Origin of the sequence: Parvularcula dongshanensis, assembly GCF_014199615.1 — a bacterium.
GTDB lineage: Bacteria > Pseudomonadota > Alphaproteobacteria > Caulobacterales > Parvularculaceae > Parvularcula > Parvularcula dongshanensis.
Genome location: NZ_JACHOB010000005.1, coordinates 49464 through 64418, shown reverse-complemented (window position 1 = coordinate 64418; position 14955 = coordinate 49464). Strand labels below are relative to the sequence as shown.

Sequence of the window (14955 nt, the reverse complement as noted above, 5' to 3'; positions counted from 1 at the left end):
CGATCCTTCTAGCTATCCCGCATGACCGAAGACACCCTCATCCCGCGCTCGCCCACCGACGAGGACTACACCCGCGAAGCCAAGGCGCAGGAAGCCTTCGCCGTGGACGACGATCAGGGCGAGGTCTTCACGAAGAACGACCCCTTCGCCCTGTTCCGCGACTGGCTCGAACTCGCGAAGAAGCACGAGGCGAACGATCCCAACGCGCTTTCCCTCGCGACGGTCGATGCGGACGGGCTGCCCGACGTCCGGGTCGTCCTTCTCAAGGATCTGGACGACGGCTTCACCTTCTACACCAACAAGGACTCGGCGAAGGGCAGGGAGCTCTCGGCGAATCCGCGTGCCGCGATGGCCTTCCATTGGAAGTCGATCCGGCGACAGATCCGCGTACGGGGCATGGTCGAAGAGGTCGCGGACGACGAGGCCGATGCCTACTTCGCCTCCCGGTCCCGCGGCGCCCAGACCGGAGCCTGGGCCTCGCGGCAGTCTCACCCCTTGGCCAACAAGAAGACGCTGGAAGGGCGGGTCGACGAAGTCGAAGCGCGTTTCGACGGACAGGACGTGCCGCGCCCGCCGTTCTGGGGCGGCTACCGCCTCAAGCCGATGAGCATCGAGTTCTGGGTCAACCGGCCGTACCGTCTGCACGACCGCCTGCTGTTCGAGCGGGACGGTCCCGCCTGGCGGAAGACGCGCCTCTACCCCTGAGGGCGACCGATATCGGTGCGATAGAAGCCTTGCGGCCAGTCGATCGCGCCGATCCCGTCATAGACCGCTCGCGCCGCGTCCCCGACGGTCGCGCCCGTGCCGGTGACGTTGAGGACGCGCCCGCCATTCGCGAGCAGGCGGTCCCCGTCCGCCTTCGTTCCGGCGTGAAAGACGACGAGTCCCTTCGCCTCGGCGTCTGCGAGGCCTTTGATCTCCGACCCCTTCTCATAGGTGTCCGGGTAGCCCTTGGTCGCCATGACGACGAGGGCGCAGGCCTCGGTGTACCAGTCGAGTCCCACCCCGCCGAGGCGCCCCGTGGCGGCGGCCCAAAGCGCCTGAAGGATGTCCGAGCGCAAGAGGCGCATCAGCACCTGGCACTCCGGATCGCCGAAGCGGCAGTTGAACTCGATCAGCTTCGGCCCGTCCGCGGTCAGCATGAGCCCGGCGTAGAGGACACCCTTATAGGGGGTGCCGCGGCGACGCATCGCGTCCAGGGCAGGGCGGATGATCTCGGCGTAGGCTTGCTCTTCGATCCCGGCGTCGAGGTTGTCGGGCGGCGCGTAGGCGCCCATCCCCCCGGTATTCGGTCCTTGGTCGCCGTCGAAGGCTCGTTTGTGATCGCGCGCCGCGCCGCAGGGCAGGATCGTGTCGCCATCGGTCAGCGCGAACAGCGACACCTCGGTGCCTTCGAGGTACTCCTCGATCACGACCTGCGCACCCGCCTCACCGAACCGGCCGGACAGCATTTCGGAGACCGCCGCCTTCGCCTCGTCGAGGCTTTGCGCGATGACGACGCCCTTGCCGGCCGCGAGGCCGTCGGCCTTGACGACGTAGGGCGCGGACCGCTCGGCGAGGTAGGCATGGGCCGACGCCGCGTCCGTAAAGGTCTCTGACCGCGCGGTCGGGATGTTCGCTTCTCGGCAGAGCGCCTTCACGAACGCCTTCGACGTCTCGAGTTGCGCTGCGGCCTTGCTCGGCCCGAAGCAGGCCACCCCCGCCGCCTCGCAGGCGTCGGCGAGCCCTTCGGCGAGGGGCTGTTCAGGGCCGACGACGACGAGGTGGAAGCCCTCTGCCTTGGCGTAGGCCGCCACGTCCTCCGGAAGGGGAACGCAGTCGGCGACGTTCGCGATCCCGGGGTTGCCGGGCGCACAGACGAGGCGTCCCACCAGCGGGCTCTTTGCGATCTTCCAGGCCAGGGCGTGCTCCCGGCCGCCCGAACCGATCAGCAGGATGTCCATGCCAGCGTCCCCTTTTGCGCGATTGTCAGGTGCGTTCCGTGTGGCGGCACCGCACTTTGCGCGCAATGGGACGATTCGGGGGAAGTGACGGTCTGGCGGCGCGCGCTCGGCGCCGGGGCGGGCCGGTCGTCGGCGCGCTCGCGATCAATTTCGGCCTCGGCGCCGTGCTGCTCCTCGCCTTCGATCCCGAGCCGCCGAAGCGCCGGCCGGACGCGATCCCGGTCACCATCGTCGCCGTCGTGCCCGAAACTCCCCGATCGGCCGTCGTCCGGGCGCGCGAGGGGGAGGGCGCCGAACCGAACGAGGCGCCCCCGGAACCTGCGGAAGACCGACCCGATCCCGCGCCCGCGCCGCCCCCCGCGCCGACACCGCGGAGCGCCTTGCCCGACGTCTCCCTGCCGGACGCCGACGTCACGCAAGGCCCCTCCGGCCTCCTCGGCATCGACTGCAACGCGGTCTTCGAAGAGGAAGAAAGAGCGGCCGCCTGCGCGGGCGGCGCAGAGGTGCCGGGCTGGCAGAACGCGATCCGGCACGGCGAGGACTGGTCGCGAACGGCCGAGGACCGCTGGCGCGGCGGCGTGCCGCGTCCGGCTTACGGGCCGGACCCGTTGGAAGCGTTGGGCGAAGCGTGGACCGTCTGGGAGAATGCGCCGCAGGCCGGCGTACCGCCGGACGAGGCGAGGGCGCTTCGCGAGGAAGCGAGGGCCAAGGCCTACCGTCAGCGCCAGAGAGGCAACTCACCGATGACCTCGAGCGGCGCGAGCGCGCTCAACAATGGCGGCGCGTCGGACTACCTCACGCCGCAAAACTTCATCGGCAGCGGGCAGGACGGCGCCGAAGGGGAGTGAAAGCGGGCCCCGTGCGCCCGAAGGCGCACGGAGTCCGTAAGAGGGCTACTTGCCCTTCAACGCGTCCTTGACGTTGCCCGCCGCCTTCCGGAGCGAGCCTTCGGTCTTGTCCGCCTTGCCCTCGGCCTCGAGGTCGCGGTCGCCGGTCAGCTTGCCGGCCCCTTCCTTGATCGTGCCGGAGGTGCGTTTCGCTTCGCCCTTCGCGTGCTGTTCGTCTGCCATTGGACGTCTCCTTGAGTTTCGCTTGCCGCCGCTACGCCGGGTAAGCGCGGTGGGAGTGGGACGCACCGTCCTCGGGATCGGGGATGATGCGGTAGCGGGCTTGGATGAAGCCGAAGAGGCCGAAGGCGACGAGACCGAGGCCGACGACCGCCAATAGGATACCGCCCCAAGCCTGGGACTGGAGCCAGTCGAGCGCGCCGCCGACGCCGCGCGCCTGGTCGGGATTGGCTGTCAGGCCAGCATAGACGAGGAACCCGCCGACGATTCCGAAGACCACCGCCCGGCTGAGGACGCCGATCTTGATGCCGCGGTTCACCCAGCCACCCTTCTCGGGGATGCGGGTCCGCTTGCGATAGCGTTCGCGGATCGCCTTGTCGGCCTGCTCGAGGGCGACGATCACGCCGATCACGCCGAGCGCCAAGACGATCCATCGCCCGCCCGGCCACTCCATGATCCGCGCCGTCAAGCTTTGGGCCCGGTTGCCGCCGCCACCGCCGGTGAGGCCGAAGGCGAGCATGAACGCATAGACCGCGAGCACGAAGTGGAAGAGACCGCTGAAGAAGTGACCGATCCGTCGCGCCTTCCCCTTGGCGCCGCCGCCCTGATTCTCGAGATCGAGCGCGGCGGACAGGCAGCGCCACATGCCGTAGCCGAACAGGCCGACGCCGATCAGGACCAGAAGAACGGTGCCCCAGGTGGAGTCTGCGAGCGTCCGCAGCGCCCCCGTACTGCCCGTCGTCTGCCCGCCCGAGCCGATCGCCGCGGCGAAGGCCAGCCCGCCGACGAGGCAGTAGGTCACGCCGCGAGCGGCGAAGCCGGCGCGCGCTATGTTCTGGTAGAGGTTCTTGCGGTCTGGCGTCATCTGTTCCCCGTGCGTTGTCAGCGCGGAAGGAACACGTGCGGGGGCCGGACTCTCCCAATCCGCACTGCGTTTTGGTCAACGACCCCGCTAAGCGGCGGCCCCGAAGAGGTCGGCCTGCCGAGGTTTGGGCTTGAACCGCATCTCGAGGCTCTCTTGGTCGAGAAGACCCCCGGGCCGCCAGTCAGGCGTGACGACGAAGGGGGCGACCCGCTTCACGCTGGCCGCAAGTCGCGTGAGGTCCGCATAGCGCAGAACGCCCTTGGACCGCGCAGCCAAAATCTTCTCGACGCCCTTCTCGCCGAGGCCCGGGACGCGAAGAAGAGCCTCACGGTCCGCCATGTTGATGTCGAGAGGGAAGAAACCGCGGTTCTGCAGGGCCCAGACCGTCTTCGGATCGAGGTCCAGATCGAGCATGCCGCCCTTCAGGGTGCTCGCGACTTCCGAAGCTTCGAAGCCGTAGAACCGCGTCAGCCAGTCGGCTTGATACAGTCGGTGCTCCCGCACCAGCGGCGGCGCGTCGACCGGAAGGCCCGCCTTCGCATCGGGTATGGGAGAGTAGGCCGAGTAGTACACCCGCCGCAGTTTGTGCCGGCCGTAGAGCGAAGCGGCGGTCTCGATCACCTGCGCATCGGTCTCGGCATCGGCGCCGACGATCATCTGGGTCGATTGTCCGCCCGGCGCGAACAGCTTGCTCGCCGCCTTGTGGCCGGCCCTCGCCGCGGACTTCGCCTCGTCCTTCGCGCCGTCGATCTGCGCCCGCACCTTGGCCATGGCGCCTTCTATCCCGGGACGCGACTTCTCGGGCGCCAACGCCTCGAGGCTGCGGACCGAAGGCAGCTCGATGTTGATCGACACGCGATCGGCATGACGTCCCGCCGCCTCGATTAGCGTCGGGTCCGCCTCGGGTATCGTCTTGAGGTGGAGGTAGCCGCGAAAGTCGTGCTCTTCGCGCAGGATGCGGGCTGCCTCCACGATCTGTTCCATCGTGTGATCCGGCGAGCGGATGATACCGGAGGAAAGGAACAACCCCTCGATGTAGTTACGCTTGTAGAAGTCGAGGGTAAGGTCGGCGACCTCGCGTGGAGTGAAGCTCGCCCGCTCGACGTTCGAACTCACCCTGTTCACGCAATAGGCGCAGTCGAACATGCAGTAGTTCGTCAGGAGCACTTTCAGCAGGCTGATGCAGCGTCCGTCCGGGGCATAGGCGTGGCATATGCCCATGCCTTCGATGGAGCCGACGCCGGAGCCGCCGATCGAGTTGCGCTTCGTCGAGCCGGACGACGCGCACGACGCGTCGTACTTGGCCGCATCGGCGAGGATGCGGAGCTTCTCGACGGTCTTACTGCTGAGCGGCATGACCGGTATTTGGTGCGGAAAACCCAAACGTTCAATAAGGTTAACCCAAAAGGCATACCGATTAGCCTAGGGCAAACGCACTACTGAGGAGGGAGTTTCGTGCCGTCCGTTTCATCGTCCGGTTGTCGTGACGGGGCGTTAACTTCACAAACGCTGCAGTTAAGGACGATTCCACACGCTCGCCTCTTACCGACCACTTTTACGTTGTGTTAGCCTTTCACTGAGTTGGCGGGACAGCCGTCCCCTGGTTCTTGTTGCGAAGTTGCAGAAGGAGGGAAGCAATGAAGTTTGCGAAGAAACTCGGCGCGATCGGTGCGGTCAGCGCTCTGGCGCTCGGCATTGGCACCGCGGCCCACGCGGAGATCGTCGTCGTGAGCGACAGCAACGTCGTTACCTCGACCTCGCCGGTGCGGATCGAGAACAACGACGTCAACGATGGCGGCGTCCTCGTGCCTGCCAACAACACGATCGATATCGTGGCCGGCGCCGATGTCGGGCTTCTGACGTTCAGCTTCGACGTCGATCAGTCGATGCCGACCCCGGAAGGCGTTGGGATCTACGACTTCATGCTGTCCGTGAACGGCGACATGGGCACGACCGGCATGTTCACGATCACGGATGACGAAGCTGGAAACGGCAACCAGATCCTGAACCTGGCGACCCTGGGCGTCATGCCGGGTGAGACCCTCACCCTGGTGTTCAGCGGGACGGGCTTCTCGAGGGACAACCCCTTCTCGCCGCAGTACACGGCAATCATCAACGGTGACGCCATTCCGGTGCCCGCTGCGGGCCTTCTCTTCCTGACCGCGGCTGCCGGCGGCGGCCTGATGCGCAAGAAGAAGAAAGCCGACGCGTAAGCCTCGGCATACAGGATCACCGAAGCCTATGAGGGCGCGTCCAGTCGGACGCGCCCTTTTTCTATCGTCCAGCCGCACGGCCAAGATCGCCCATACGCATAGCCAAGATCGCGCAGGGGAGACCCTTCGGGTCCGGCTAATGGGCCGACCCTCTTCGAGTTTCCCGGCAGTTGGGGCGGAGAGGTGAGCGCGGTCGCATCGTCCCGAACTGAACAATCGCGCTGTACCGGATTCGAACCCGACCCTCGGCCGGTTCTCCTCATCCTCGCGAATCACCGGTCTGCTGCGAAACGTGCTTAACAGATGTTCGATTCGTCGTTACGAACCGTCGGCGTTCGTGAGGTGAGGTCACGAAAACGTCAGAAATCTTCGCCGGTTGACAGGAACTCCACACCTTTTAGGCGATTTTGGGTCGCCTACGACTTGTCCGGCTTGTATCAACGAAAACTTGACCGGACTTGGTTTCCAAATCGCTTGCGTCGGCACCCTCCATGCTTTCCAAATGATTACTGCGGGGCAGCAAGACGGGTCGTCCGTCTCGTTCCCCGGAGCAATGATGGGAGCATAGAATGAAACTGCGTAAACTCAGCCTCGCGGCCGCCGCTTCGGTTGCCGCCCTCGGCTTTGCCGCCGCCAACGCTGGCGTCGTCGTCTACAACGAAGCTGGCTACTCCGGCGCCGTTGAGGTCGATCCGCTTCTCACGGTGGACGGCGCGATCAACATCCTGAACGGTGACCTGTCGAAGGGTCAGGACGACTTCTTCAACGGTGAAAGCTTCACCGACACCGGCTCGTTCGAAGTCGATCCGGGCGTCATGCCTGGCGGCATCTTCTTCGATGTCGACTTCGCGGGCGGCGTGCCGGCTGGCATCCTGAACATGATGGCGACCTTCGAGACGTCCAGCATGTCGCAAACCTTCGAGATCACGGACGCCGCTGGCAACCTGATCCTCGAAAGCGCGATGCTGATGCTCGATCCCGGTGAGACCGTGACCTTCACGATCATGGGCTCGGTCTTCGAGAGCAACGGCGCTGACGCCGCGTACAAGATCACCATCCTTGGTGAAGCGGTTCCGGTTCCGGCGGCGGGCGTGCTCTTCGGTACGGCTCTGGTCGGTGGCGCGATCGCGCGTCGTAAGCGTAAAACGGCCTAAGCTCTTACGAGCCGGTCGAAACGAAGCGCCCCGGCCGAAAGGCCGGGGCGTTTTTTTGTCTTCGCGCGGTAGGTGACCCCGGACCGGTCGCAGTCGATCAGCTCGTGCCGTCGATGATGAACACCTCGTCTCCACCGCTCGCGTAGATGTACCCGTACGGTTCGCCTGGTATCCAACTCGGGGTCTGATAGTAGACGTCGAACTGTGGATCGCCGTGGAGGGCAGCAAACTCGGCTTCCGTCGAGACGGTCCGCCCCCCGAACACGAGCGTATCCTCTCCGTAGGTGAAGTCCGTGACGGCGGCGACGGATTGATTGCCCGCCAGGACCTCGATCAAGTCGGCACCGGAACCGCCGCTAATCGTGGCCGTCCCACCGGCGATGATGAACTTGTCGTTGCCAGCGCCCCCGTACAGGTCATCTGAGCCGTGCGACGCGATCAGCGTGTCGTTTCCCCGCCCCCCGAACAGCGTATCGTTTCCCTTGCCGCCGTCGAGTACGTCGTTTCCGACGCGCCCATAGAGCAAGTCATGGCCGTCGAGGCCGGATAGCCGGTCGCTGCCCGACGTGCCCTCGATGGTATCGTTGCCGTTCGTACCGCTTAGAAGTGCCATTTCGTCATGCCCGTGGCGTTCCCCGTCCCATTTCGGCACGGGGGTCGGAAAACGTAAAGGCAGGACTGCAGAGGTGCCGCGCTTCGGTCCGGATTAGTTGCCGACCTGCACCTCTTCGGTGCTCAGCAGGTCCAGGGCGGCGGCCGTCAACGCGCTCGCTCCCGTCAACAGCGTCGGACGGGGATCCGGGGCGAAGAAGGGCGAATGCAGCGAGGGCAGGGCCTCACCGCTTTCCTGTGCGGCCGCGAAGCGGTCTTGCGGCACCGCCCCGATCCAGAAGATGACCGTCGGCAGGTCGTCGCCCATCCGCGTGAACTGGCTGAAGTCCTCGCCCCCCATGACCGGCGGCACTTCGCGCACGCGGTCCTCGCCGAAAGTCCGGCGAAGGGCGCCGGCGACCCGGCCGGTCAGATCGGGATCGTTGTAGGTGCTGGGGGTGTAGGGCTCTTCGACCGTGACGGTCGGCAGCATGTCACCTTCGAGGCCCGCCGAGCGCGCCTGCGCCTCGGCGATGCGTTTGATGCCCGACAGCAGCTTCTCGCGGGTCGCGTCGTCGAAGCTGCGTACGGTGATCTGAAGGTGCGCTTCGGGCGGTATGATGTTGTGCTTGGTGCCCGCATTGAAGGCGCCGACGGTGATGACGGCGCGATCGAGCGGCGAGATCTCCCGAGAGACCAGAGTCTGCAACGTGTCGACGATGCGCGCGCCGATCACCACGGGGTCGACCGTCGTGTGCGGATAGGCGCCGTGCCCGCCCACGCCCTTCACGTGGATGTCCACGCTGTCGACGTTGGCGAGGGCGTAGCCCGGCGTGTAGGAGATCTGCCCGGCAGGCAGGCTGGCCGAATCGTGCAGCGCGATTCCGACGTCCGGCTTTGGGAAGCGCTCGTAGAGCCCGTCCTCGATCATCGCGACAGCGCCGAGCCCGATCTCCTCGGCAGGTTGCCCGATCAGAACCAGCGTTCCCGACCAGCTGTCCCGCATCTCGGCGAGGCGCCTCGCCGCCCCGACCAGGCTCGTCATGTGCACGTCGTGACCGCAGGCGTGCATGGTGGGAAAGACCTCGCCTTCGCGGTTCGGCCCGGTCGCTTCGCTCGCATAGGGAAGACCGGTCTCTTCCTTGACGGGCAAGCCGTCCATATCGGCACGGACGAGGACCGTCGGACCCTCGCCGTTCTTCATCACCGCGACGACGCCCGTCCCGCCGACCCCGGTCGTCACGTCGTAGCCGGCCTTCTTGAGCTCCCGTGCCAAGCGCTTGGACGTCTCCTTCTCTTGGAAGGACAGCTCGGGGTTGCGGTGCAGGTCCTTGTAGAGCGCTTCGAGGTAGTCGTAGTCGCCTTCGACGGCGGCCGTCACGCCGTCCTGCGCGAAGGCAGGCGTGGCGAGGGCGAGGACCAGCGCGCTGGCGCCGAGGAGGGGACGGATCATGACTACTCTCGCTTCGTGTGTCGCAACGCAGCGTAACGCGCGGGGTTGGCCGTCGATAGGTTCTTCCGCAGGCCGCATGCTACGGTACGGGTCAAGCAGCCTTGACAGCCCCACCACACGCCGCCAGCCTTCATTCGAGGGGCGAACGCTTTGGTAGGATGCGCCCCTTAGGGGGCACCGCATGACCGAACCTGTCCTGAGCCTCGAACATGCGACGCGCCGCTATGGCGGCTTCACTGCTGTCGACGACCTGTCCTTCGCGGTTCGCCCTGGCGAGATCTACGGTTTCCTCGGCCAGAACGGCGCCGGCAAGACGACGACGCTGCGCATGATCATGGACATCGTTCCGCCGACCAGCGGCACGGTCCGCGTCCTCGGCAGCACGAGTCCCCGCAACGTCCGGCGCCGGGTCGGCTATCTGCCCGAAGAGCGCGGCCTCTACCGCAAGATGAAGGCGGCGGACTCGATCGCCTACTTCGCGCGTCTCAAGGGCGTGCCGCGTGCGGAGGCGAGGTCGCGCGCCGACGCCTTGCTCGAACGCTTCGGCCTCGGCGAGTTCCGCAAGACCAAGATCGAGGCGCTGTCCAAGGGCATGGCGCAGAAGGTCCAGCTCCTCTCCGTCATCGCCCACGAGCCAGAGCTTCTCATCCTGGACGAGCCCTTCTCGGGCCTCGACCCCGTCAACCAACAGCTCCTCGAGGACATGATCGGCGAGCTTCGCGCGGGCGGGCGGACCATCGTGTTCTCCACCCACGTGATGGAGCACGCCGAGCGGCTGTGCGACCGCTTCTTGATGATCGCACACGGAAAGAAGGTGTTCGAAGGAACCCTGGCCGAGGCTCGGGCACTCGACGGCGAACGCCTCGTCCTCGTGACGCCCGACGATCCCGCCCCCTTGCGCGGCGTGCCCGGCATCGCCTCGATCGCACCCTTGGGCGGCGAACGCTTCGCCCTGCTTCTGAACGAAGGGGCGGACAGCCAAGCGATCCTCGCGGCCTGCCTTCAGCACGGCGTCACCGTCAACGGCTTCGGTGCGGACGCGACGTCCCTGCACGAGCTGTTCTTCCGCTTCGCCGGCGCCTCTCCCGCGCCCGACGTCCAGAGGGAGGCCGCGTGATGGCCCTGTGGCAACTGATCGCGCAGGAGTACCGCAAGTACGTGCTGACGCGCGGCTTCCTGCTCTTCTTGCTGATCATCCCGGTTTCCGCCCTGTTCGGTGTGGCCGCCGGCTACCTCAACGCGGTGTCGCAACCCGTGCGCGCCTTCACCGTCATCGATCAGACCGGGCGCTACGGCGCCGAGATCGATCAGGTGATTGAGAACCGGCGGGTCCGCCGCGAGATCGAGACCTGGGACGCCTATGTCACCGGCCTCGAAGCGGTGCGTGATCGGGAGTTCGACCTGCCGGAGGCCTTCCGTCCGACGGAAGACGACCTGACGCTCGACCGCCGCGCGGCCTTCGCCGAGGCTGGCGGGATCGAGGCGGCGAACGCGGCGATCGCGGAACAGCTGCCGCCGGGCACCCCGCCCGCCGAGGCGCCGCGTCACACCTTGCGGCGGATCGAGCCGCCCGCGGACGTTCCTCTATCCGGCGACCTCGCCGCGGCGGCCGCCGCCTTGCGCCCTTATCTCAACGGCGAGCGGCAGCTTCCGGCGAACGAGGCGGAGGACGCGTCCCAACTCTTCGCGGCCCTGCTGATTCCGGCTGACTTCGATGCGGACGGCGAGGACGCCCAGTTCTGGACCACCAACCTTGCCGATGTCGATCTGCGCGAAGCCCTTCGCGAGGCGCTGACATCCGCGCTCAAGCGGTCCGCCTACGCCGAGCAGGGGTTGCCTGCGGACGCGGTCGCCGAGATCGAAATGATCGACGCGCCGCTCGCGACCTACAAGTCCGATTCGGAAGGCGACGAGGAGGCCGGCTTCGCAGAGTTCGCCGCGCTCTACATTCCGCTGGCGCTCGCCTACCTCCTCCTGGTCATGATCATGTCCGTCGGCGGCATGTTGCTCACCTCCACCGTCGAGGAAAAGTCGAACAAGATCGTAGAGGTTCTTCTCTCCTCGGTATCGGCAGGAGAGCTCATGGCAGGGAAGCTGATCGGCCTCGCGCTGGTCGGAGTGACCGCGCCCGTCCTGTTCCTCCTAGCGGGCTTCGCCGGTCTTACGCTCTTCGGCGGTGCGGACGAGGCGGTCGTAGCGATCAGAGACGTGCTCTTCGGCTCCCCGCTCGTGCCGCTGTTCTTCTTCTACTTCGTGGTCGGCTACGTGATGTTCGCCTCGCTCTACCTCGCGGTAGGGGCGATGTCGTCCTCGATCCAGGACGCGCAGAGCTTCGTCGGGCCGATGACGATCGTCCTGATCCTGCCGCTGCCCTTCCTTCAGCAGGTGGTACAGGATCCGAACGGCCTCGTGGCGCGGATCCTGACCTGGATCCCGATCTACACGCCCTACGCCGTCATGATGCGCATCAATCAGGGCCTGCCGCTATGGGAGCTGCTCGGCGCGACCTTGCTGCTCGTCGCCTTCACCGGCGTGATCCTGTTCTTCATGGGTCGGATCTATCGCAACGGCGTCCTCAGCAGTGGCGGCGCGCCGAAGCTCAAAGACGCCGTGCGGCTGGCGAGTACGTCGGCGTGACCCAGCGCCGCTAAGAGGTCAGGTAGGCGCGCATCGGCATGGCGCGGCAACAGGCCGCCGAGCATCCGCCAGGCGTCTTCGACCATGGCGGCCTGATGCTCGAAGGGCCGCCCGACGAGCGGCGCCGGCGATGGGTCGTAGGCGTAGGCGCTTCTTCCGAGAAAGCGCGCGCTGGCGTGGGCGCCGATCCCGCGGGGAATGAGGTCCATTCCGGCTTGCGCCTGCGCGCAGTGGGTCATCTCGTGGAGAAACACCGCCTGAACGCTCCGCGGCGCGTCGGCGTAGTCGGGTCGCAGATGCGGACCGAAGAAGATCGTCTGGGCAGGCGCGACGATAAGGCCGAACGGCTGGAAGGGCAGGCGGCGATCGCTCAACTCGACCCTACGGGCGTCGAGGCGGTCGCCGAAGACGGTGGCGGCCAGCGCCAGCTCGTTCTCCGTCAGTAGGCGAATTACGGCTCCAGCTCCACGTCCCAGTAGAGGTAGTCCTGCCAGCTCTCATGCAGGTAGTTGGGCGGGAATGCGCGACCGCGTTCGTTCAGTTCGAACATGTTCGGGCGGCGCGGCGCGTGATGCGGAAACATCTTCGCATCCCTCGGCATCTTGCCGCCCTTCTTCAGATTGCAGGGGCTGCAGGCGGCGACGATGTTCTCCCAGGTCGTCTTGCCGCCCTTGTTGCGCGGGATGACGTGATCGAAGGTCAGGTTCTCGCGCTCGGCGGTGCCGCAATACTGGCAGGCGAAGCCATCCCTTAGGAAGACGTTGAACCGGGTGAAGGCGGGCTGTCGCGCGTGGTTCACATAGGTCTTGAGGGAGACCACTGACGGCAGGCGCATGGCGCGGGTGGGGCTGTGAACTTGGGTTTCGTACTCCGCGACCACGTCGACCCGGTCGAGGAAGACCGCCTTCAACGTGTCCTGCCAGGACCACAAGGAGAGCGGGAAGTAGGAGAGGGGCCGGAAATCGGCGTTGAGGACGAGGGCGGGACAGCCATCGGGCGGCATCGCCTGGAACGCGGGCAGCCGCCTTACGGCCGCAGCGGAAGAGTGTTGCACGCCTAGCGCCTCCTTTCCGGGGGAGACGCGGGGGGCGTGCGGCCTATTCGGCTGCTGACGCCTTGTCTGGTCTGTGCCGCGAGCGAAGCGAAGACGCGTACTCCCGTGAGGTCGGCGCGAGAGAAAGACTCGCGCCTTCTGCCGTAGCTTAGCCGATTCTACATGACGCGAGCATGACGGCAAGGCGACGCAGGTTCTACAATGATAGGACTTGGCTGGGCCTGCGCGAACGCTCGAGGAGGGACCACCTTGCCGAAGCTGGACTTGGATGCGGCGCCGGCCGTCACCGGGACGGGCTATCCGAAGCCCTATGACGAAGCGGTCCGTGGCCGCTCCAAGCGCCGGGTCGGCGACCTCGCCGGCCTGACGCAGTTCGGCGTGAACCTGACGACGCTCGCTTCCGGCGCCGCTTCCGCCCATCGCCATTGGCACGAGAGCGAGGACGAGTTCGTCTTCGTTCTCGAAGGCGAGGTGGTGCTCGAAGAAGACGACGGCGAGACCGTGTTGCGCGCCGGCGACGCGGCGGGGTTCAAGGCTGGCGTTCCGAACGGTCATAGGCTGGTAAACCGCTCGGACCGGAAGGCGCTGCTCTTGGAGGTCGGAACGCGGGCGGCGGCGGACGCGGTGACCTATACCGACCCGGCGATCGACATGCGGGTCTCGAAGAGCCCGGGCGAGGGCTGGCGCTCACGAAGCGGGACGGCAGCCAGACCGATTGAGACGAAGGCGCGCGCTGAAACGTGCCGCCTCTCCCGCAGCCGTCTTGTTCCGCAGCCATCCAAAGCGGCTCGCCTCTAACAGGACGAGGGAGGCCGAGATCGTCGATTTGGAGTGAGGGACAGCAACGGCGCGGCGAAGCGCAAACCATTCCCCACTCACCGTCACCCCGGGCCCGTCCCGGGGTCCAGCGCCCGACCTCTCGTCCTGCGCAGCACTGCTAGCGGGGCACGACGCCGCCCCTCGCACCCCCTCTCGCTCAGGCCGTGGCGCTCCGAGGCCCAATAGGGGACGGCCTGCCTTCGGCGGGACGCGGAGAGGCGCTCCAACGCCGAACTTATCCCCGCCCCGTTTCCCCATGTCATGCTGCTCCCGTTCTCTCGGACAGGCCGGGCGGTGTGCACGCTACTCATCGGTTCGGGGGACGGTGATCCTAAGGGGAGCGGACGTAGCGGTCCGTGCGGCAGGTGGCTGATCGGGGCCTGCCGTTCATTCCCGAGGGACGAGGGATTGAAGCGCTATCGCGGACCAAGGTGCCGAAAGGTCGCCCCCTGCGAGGGCCCCTTGGCAAGATCACCGCCGGACGTCTCCGTTCTGGGTTACAGTATCACTTTCCCTCCCCGCTCAGCGCGGGGACGTCCGGACACCTGGCCCATCGTCTCACCGCCCCGGCGGCCAAGGACGGCTGCGCGGCGTTCGCAGCGTCAGTCCAACCGGTAGAATCGGTGGCTGCCGATCTCGGCGGTCATCGAAGCGTGCTGTGCCCAGTAAGGCGTGCTGCGCGATGCGTGGAACATGGTCGCTCCGTCCGTCGGATCGGGCGCCTCGCCGTTCATCACCGCACGCGCGACGGTTAGGGCTTCTGCATAGCGGGCGAGGTTCTTCGGCTGGTCGGGCTTGCCGTCGCAGTACCAGCTGAACTGGCAGGAACGGCCCCGCCGCTGCGTGACGACCGCGCAGGGGGTGTCCGGATAGGCTTCGCTCTCTGCCCTGTTCATGACGACATGAGCGACCGCGGCCATGCCTTCCTCGCCTTCGCCGCGTGCCTCGAAGTAGGCGGCCGTGGCGAGGCAAACGAGCTCCTCGGTCGGCAGCGCCGCATCGGCGCGTTCGGTTTGCGGGACGGGGGAAGGCGCGGGCGCAGGCTCTGGGTCCGGCGAGCACGCCAGGAGCAGGAAAAGAGAAAGGATCGCGGCGCGGCGCATCGTGCTATCCTCGCTCAGGCATGCTTCACGCGCTCTTAAACTCCCCGCAACGTCGT

General features: G+C 66.5%; 16 protein-coding genes. 7 read left to right on the top strand and 9 right to left on the bottom strand.

Annotated elements, in window-relative coordinates; translation table 11 throughout:
• The first annotated feature begins 21 nt into the window (after positions 1–21).
• Positions 22–705: a pyridoxamine 5'-phosphate oxidase gene (pdxH, locus tag GGQ59_RS11295; RefSeq protein ID WP_183818651.1), complete on the top strand. Its 684-nt coding sequence runs from the start codon at positions 22–24 to the stop codon at positions 703–705.
• Here the strand turns inward: pdxH and purD are convergent.
• Positions 696–1943: a phosphoribosylamine--glycine ligase gene (purD, locus tag GGQ59_RS11290; protein WP_183818649.1), complete on the bottom strand. Its 1248-nt coding sequence runs from the start codon at positions 1941–1943 to the stop codon at positions 696–698. The two genes, pdxH and purD, sit on opposite strands and share 10 nt — an antisense overlap.
• A gap of 65 nt (positions 1944–2008) precedes the next feature.
• On the opposite strand from purD, the gene GGQ59_RS11285 reads away from it, so the two are divergent.
• Positions 2009–2791 (top strand): hypothetical protein, encoded by a 783-nt coding sequence (locus GGQ59_RS11285; protein WP_183818647.1) that lies wholly within the window; start codon positions 2009–2011, stop codon positions 2789–2791.
• Between the two features lie 45 nt (positions 2792–2836).
• On the opposite strand, the gene GGQ59_RS11280 is transcribed toward GGQ59_RS11285, so the two are convergent.
• The 3 genes from GGQ59_RS11280 to GGQ59_RS11270 form a co-directional block, all read right to left on the bottom strand.
• On the bottom strand, positions 2837–3013 hold the full coding sequence (locus GGQ59_RS11280) for a CsbD family protein (RefSeq protein WP_183818645.1): 177 nt from the start codon (positions 3011–3013) through the stop codon (positions 2837–2839).
• A gap of 31 nt (positions 3014–3044) precedes the next feature.
• Positions 3045–3875 carry a DUF1206 domain-containing protein gene (locus GGQ59_RS11275; protein WP_183818643.1) on the bottom strand — a complete coding sequence of 277 codons (831 nt, stop codon included), beginning with the start codon at positions 3873–3875 and terminating at the stop codon, positions 3045–3047.
• A gap of 87 nt (positions 3876–3962) precedes the next feature.
• On the bottom strand, positions 3963–5231 hold the full coding sequence (locus tag GGQ59_RS11270; protein ID WP_183818641.1) for a putative DNA modification/repair radical SAM protein: 1269 nt from the start codon (positions 5229–5231) through the stop codon (positions 3963–3965).
• 281 nt (positions 5232–5512) lie between these two features.
• Between GGQ59_RS11270 and GGQ59_RS11265 the strand changes: the two genes are divergently transcribed.
• Both GGQ59_RS11265 and GGQ59_RS11260 read left to right on the top strand, forming a co-directional pair.
• Positions 5513–6088 carry a PEP-CTERM sorting domain-containing protein gene (locus GGQ59_RS11265; protein WP_183818639.1) on the top strand — a complete coding sequence of 192 codons (576 nt, stop codon included), beginning with the start codon at positions 5513–5515 and terminating at the stop codon, positions 6086–6088.
• Positions 6089–6657: 569 nt separating this feature from the next.
• A complete protein-coding gene (locus GGQ59_RS11260; protein ID WP_183818637.1) occupies positions 6658–7242 on the top strand; it encodes a PEP-CTERM sorting domain-containing protein in 585 nt (194 codons plus the stop codon).
• A gap of 97 nt (positions 7243–7339) precedes the next feature.
• Here GGQ59_RS11260 and GGQ59_RS11255 read toward each other — a convergent pair whose 3' ends face one another.
• Entirely contained in the window at positions 7340–7855 is a 516-nt protein-coding gene (locus GGQ59_RS11255; protein ID WP_183818635.1) for a calcium-binding protein, read from the bottom strand.
• Positions 7856–7948: 93 nt separating this feature from the next.
• Positions 7949–9286 (bottom strand): amidohydrolase, encoded by a 1338-nt coding sequence (locus GGQ59_RS11250; RefSeq protein ID WP_183818633.1) that lies wholly within the window; start codon positions 9284–9286, stop codon positions 7949–7951.
• Between the two features lie 181 nt (positions 9287–9467).
• On the opposite strand from GGQ59_RS11250, the gene GGQ59_RS11245 reads away from it, so the two are divergent.
• Positions 9468–10403 carry an ABC transporter ATP-binding protein gene (locus GGQ59_RS11245; RefSeq protein ID WP_221401012.1) on the top strand — a complete coding sequence of 312 codons (936 nt, stop codon included), beginning with the start codon at positions 9468–9470 and terminating at the stop codon, positions 10401–10403.
• On the top strand, positions 10403–11923 hold the full coding sequence (locus GGQ59_RS11240) for an ABC transporter permease (RefSeq protein WP_183818631.1): 1521 nt from the start codon (positions 10403–10405) through the stop codon (positions 11921–11923). The genes GGQ59_RS11245 and GGQ59_RS11240 overlap by 1 nt, the downstream gene beginning before the upstream one ends.
• On the opposite strand, the gene GGQ59_RS11235 is transcribed toward GGQ59_RS11240, so the two are convergent.
• Together GGQ59_RS11235 and GGQ59_RS11230 are read right to left on the bottom strand one after the other, a co-directional pair.
• Entirely contained in the window at positions 11845–12297 is a 453-nt protein-coding gene (locus tag GGQ59_RS11235; RefSeq protein WP_183818629.1) for a hypothetical protein, read from the bottom strand. The two genes, GGQ59_RS11240 and GGQ59_RS11235, sit on opposite strands and share 79 nt — an antisense overlap.
• 77 nt (positions 12298–12374) lie before the next feature.
• Positions 12375–12926: an HNH endonuclease gene (locus tag GGQ59_RS11230; RefSeq protein ID WP_183819052.1), complete on the bottom strand. Its 552-nt coding sequence runs from the start codon at positions 12924–12926 to the stop codon at positions 12375–12377.
• Positions 12927–13226: 300 nt separating this feature from the next.
• Between GGQ59_RS11230 and GGQ59_RS11225 the strand changes: the two genes are divergently transcribed.
• Positions 13227–13775 carry a cupin domain-containing protein gene (locus GGQ59_RS11225; protein WP_183818627.1) on the top strand — a complete coding sequence of 183 codons (549 nt, stop codon included), beginning with the start codon at positions 13227–13229 and terminating at the stop codon, positions 13773–13775.
• Positions 13776–14398: 623 nt separating this feature from the next.
• On the opposite strand, the gene GGQ59_RS11220 is transcribed toward GGQ59_RS11225, so the two are convergent.
• Positions 14399–14899 carry a cell wall hydrolase gene (locus tag GGQ59_RS11220; RefSeq protein WP_183818625.1) on the bottom strand — a complete coding sequence of 167 codons (501 nt, stop codon included), beginning with the start codon at positions 14897–14899 and terminating at the stop codon, positions 14399–14401.
• Between the last annotated feature and the right edge of the window lie 56 nt (positions 14900–14955).

Bases quoted from the DNA above. Each gene is read 5' to 3' on its own strand.
- GGQ59_RS11230 (WP_183819052.1), bottom strand. From the start codon at position 12,926: ATGCCGCCCGATGGCTGTCCCGCCCTCGTCCTCAACGCCGATTTCCGG.
- purD (WP_183818649.1), bottom strand. From the start codon at position 1,943: ATGGACATCCTGCTGATCGGTTCGGGCGGCCGGGAGCACGCCCTGGCC.
- GGQ59_RS11240 (WP_183818631.1), top strand. From the start codon at position 10,403: ATGGCCCTGTGGCAACTGATCGCGCAGGAGTACCGCAAGTACGTGCTG.
- GGQ59_RS11285 (WP_183818647.1), top strand. From the start codon at position 2,009: ATGGGACGATTCGGGGGAAGTGACGGTCTGGCGGCGCGCGCTCGGCGC.
- GGQ59_RS11275 (WP_183818643.1), bottom strand. From the start codon at position 3,875: ATGACGCCAGACCGCAAGAACCTCTACCAGAACATAGCGCGCGCCGGC.
- GGQ59_RS11270 (WP_183818641.1), bottom strand. From the start codon at position 5,231: ATGCCGCTCAGCAGTAAGACCGTCGAGAAGCTCCGCATCCTCGCCGAT.
- GGQ59_RS11220 (WP_183818625.1), bottom strand. From the start codon at position 14,899: ATGCGCCGCGCCGCGATCCTTTCTCTTTTCCTGCTCCTGGCGTGCTCG.
- GGQ59_RS11255 (WP_183818635.1), bottom strand. From the start codon at position 7,855: ATGGCACTTCTAAGCGGTACGAACGGCAACGATACCATCGAGGGCACG.
- GGQ59_RS11280 (WP_183818645.1), bottom strand. From the start codon at position 3,013: ATGGCAGACGAACAGCACGCGAAGGGCGAAGCGAAACGCACCTCCGGC.
- GGQ59_RS11265 (WP_183818639.1), top strand. From the start codon at position 5,513: ATGAAGTTTGCGAAGAAACTCGGCGCGATCGGTGCGGTCAGCGCTCTG.
- pdxH (WP_183818651.1), top strand. From the start codon at position 22: ATGACCGAAGACACCCTCATCCCGCGCTCGCCCACCGACGAGGACTAC.
- GGQ59_RS11250 (WP_183818633.1), bottom strand. From the start codon at position 9,286: ATGATCCGTCCCCTCCTCGGCGCCAGCGCGCTGGTCCTCGCCCTCGCC.
- GGQ59_RS11245 (WP_221401012.1), top strand. From the start codon at position 9,468: ATGACCGAACCTGTCCTGAGCCTCGAACATGCGACGCGCCGCTATGGC.
- GGQ59_RS11260 (WP_183818637.1), top strand. From the start codon at position 6,658: ATGAAACTGCGTAAACTCAGCCTCGCGGCCGCCGCTTCGGTTGCCGCC.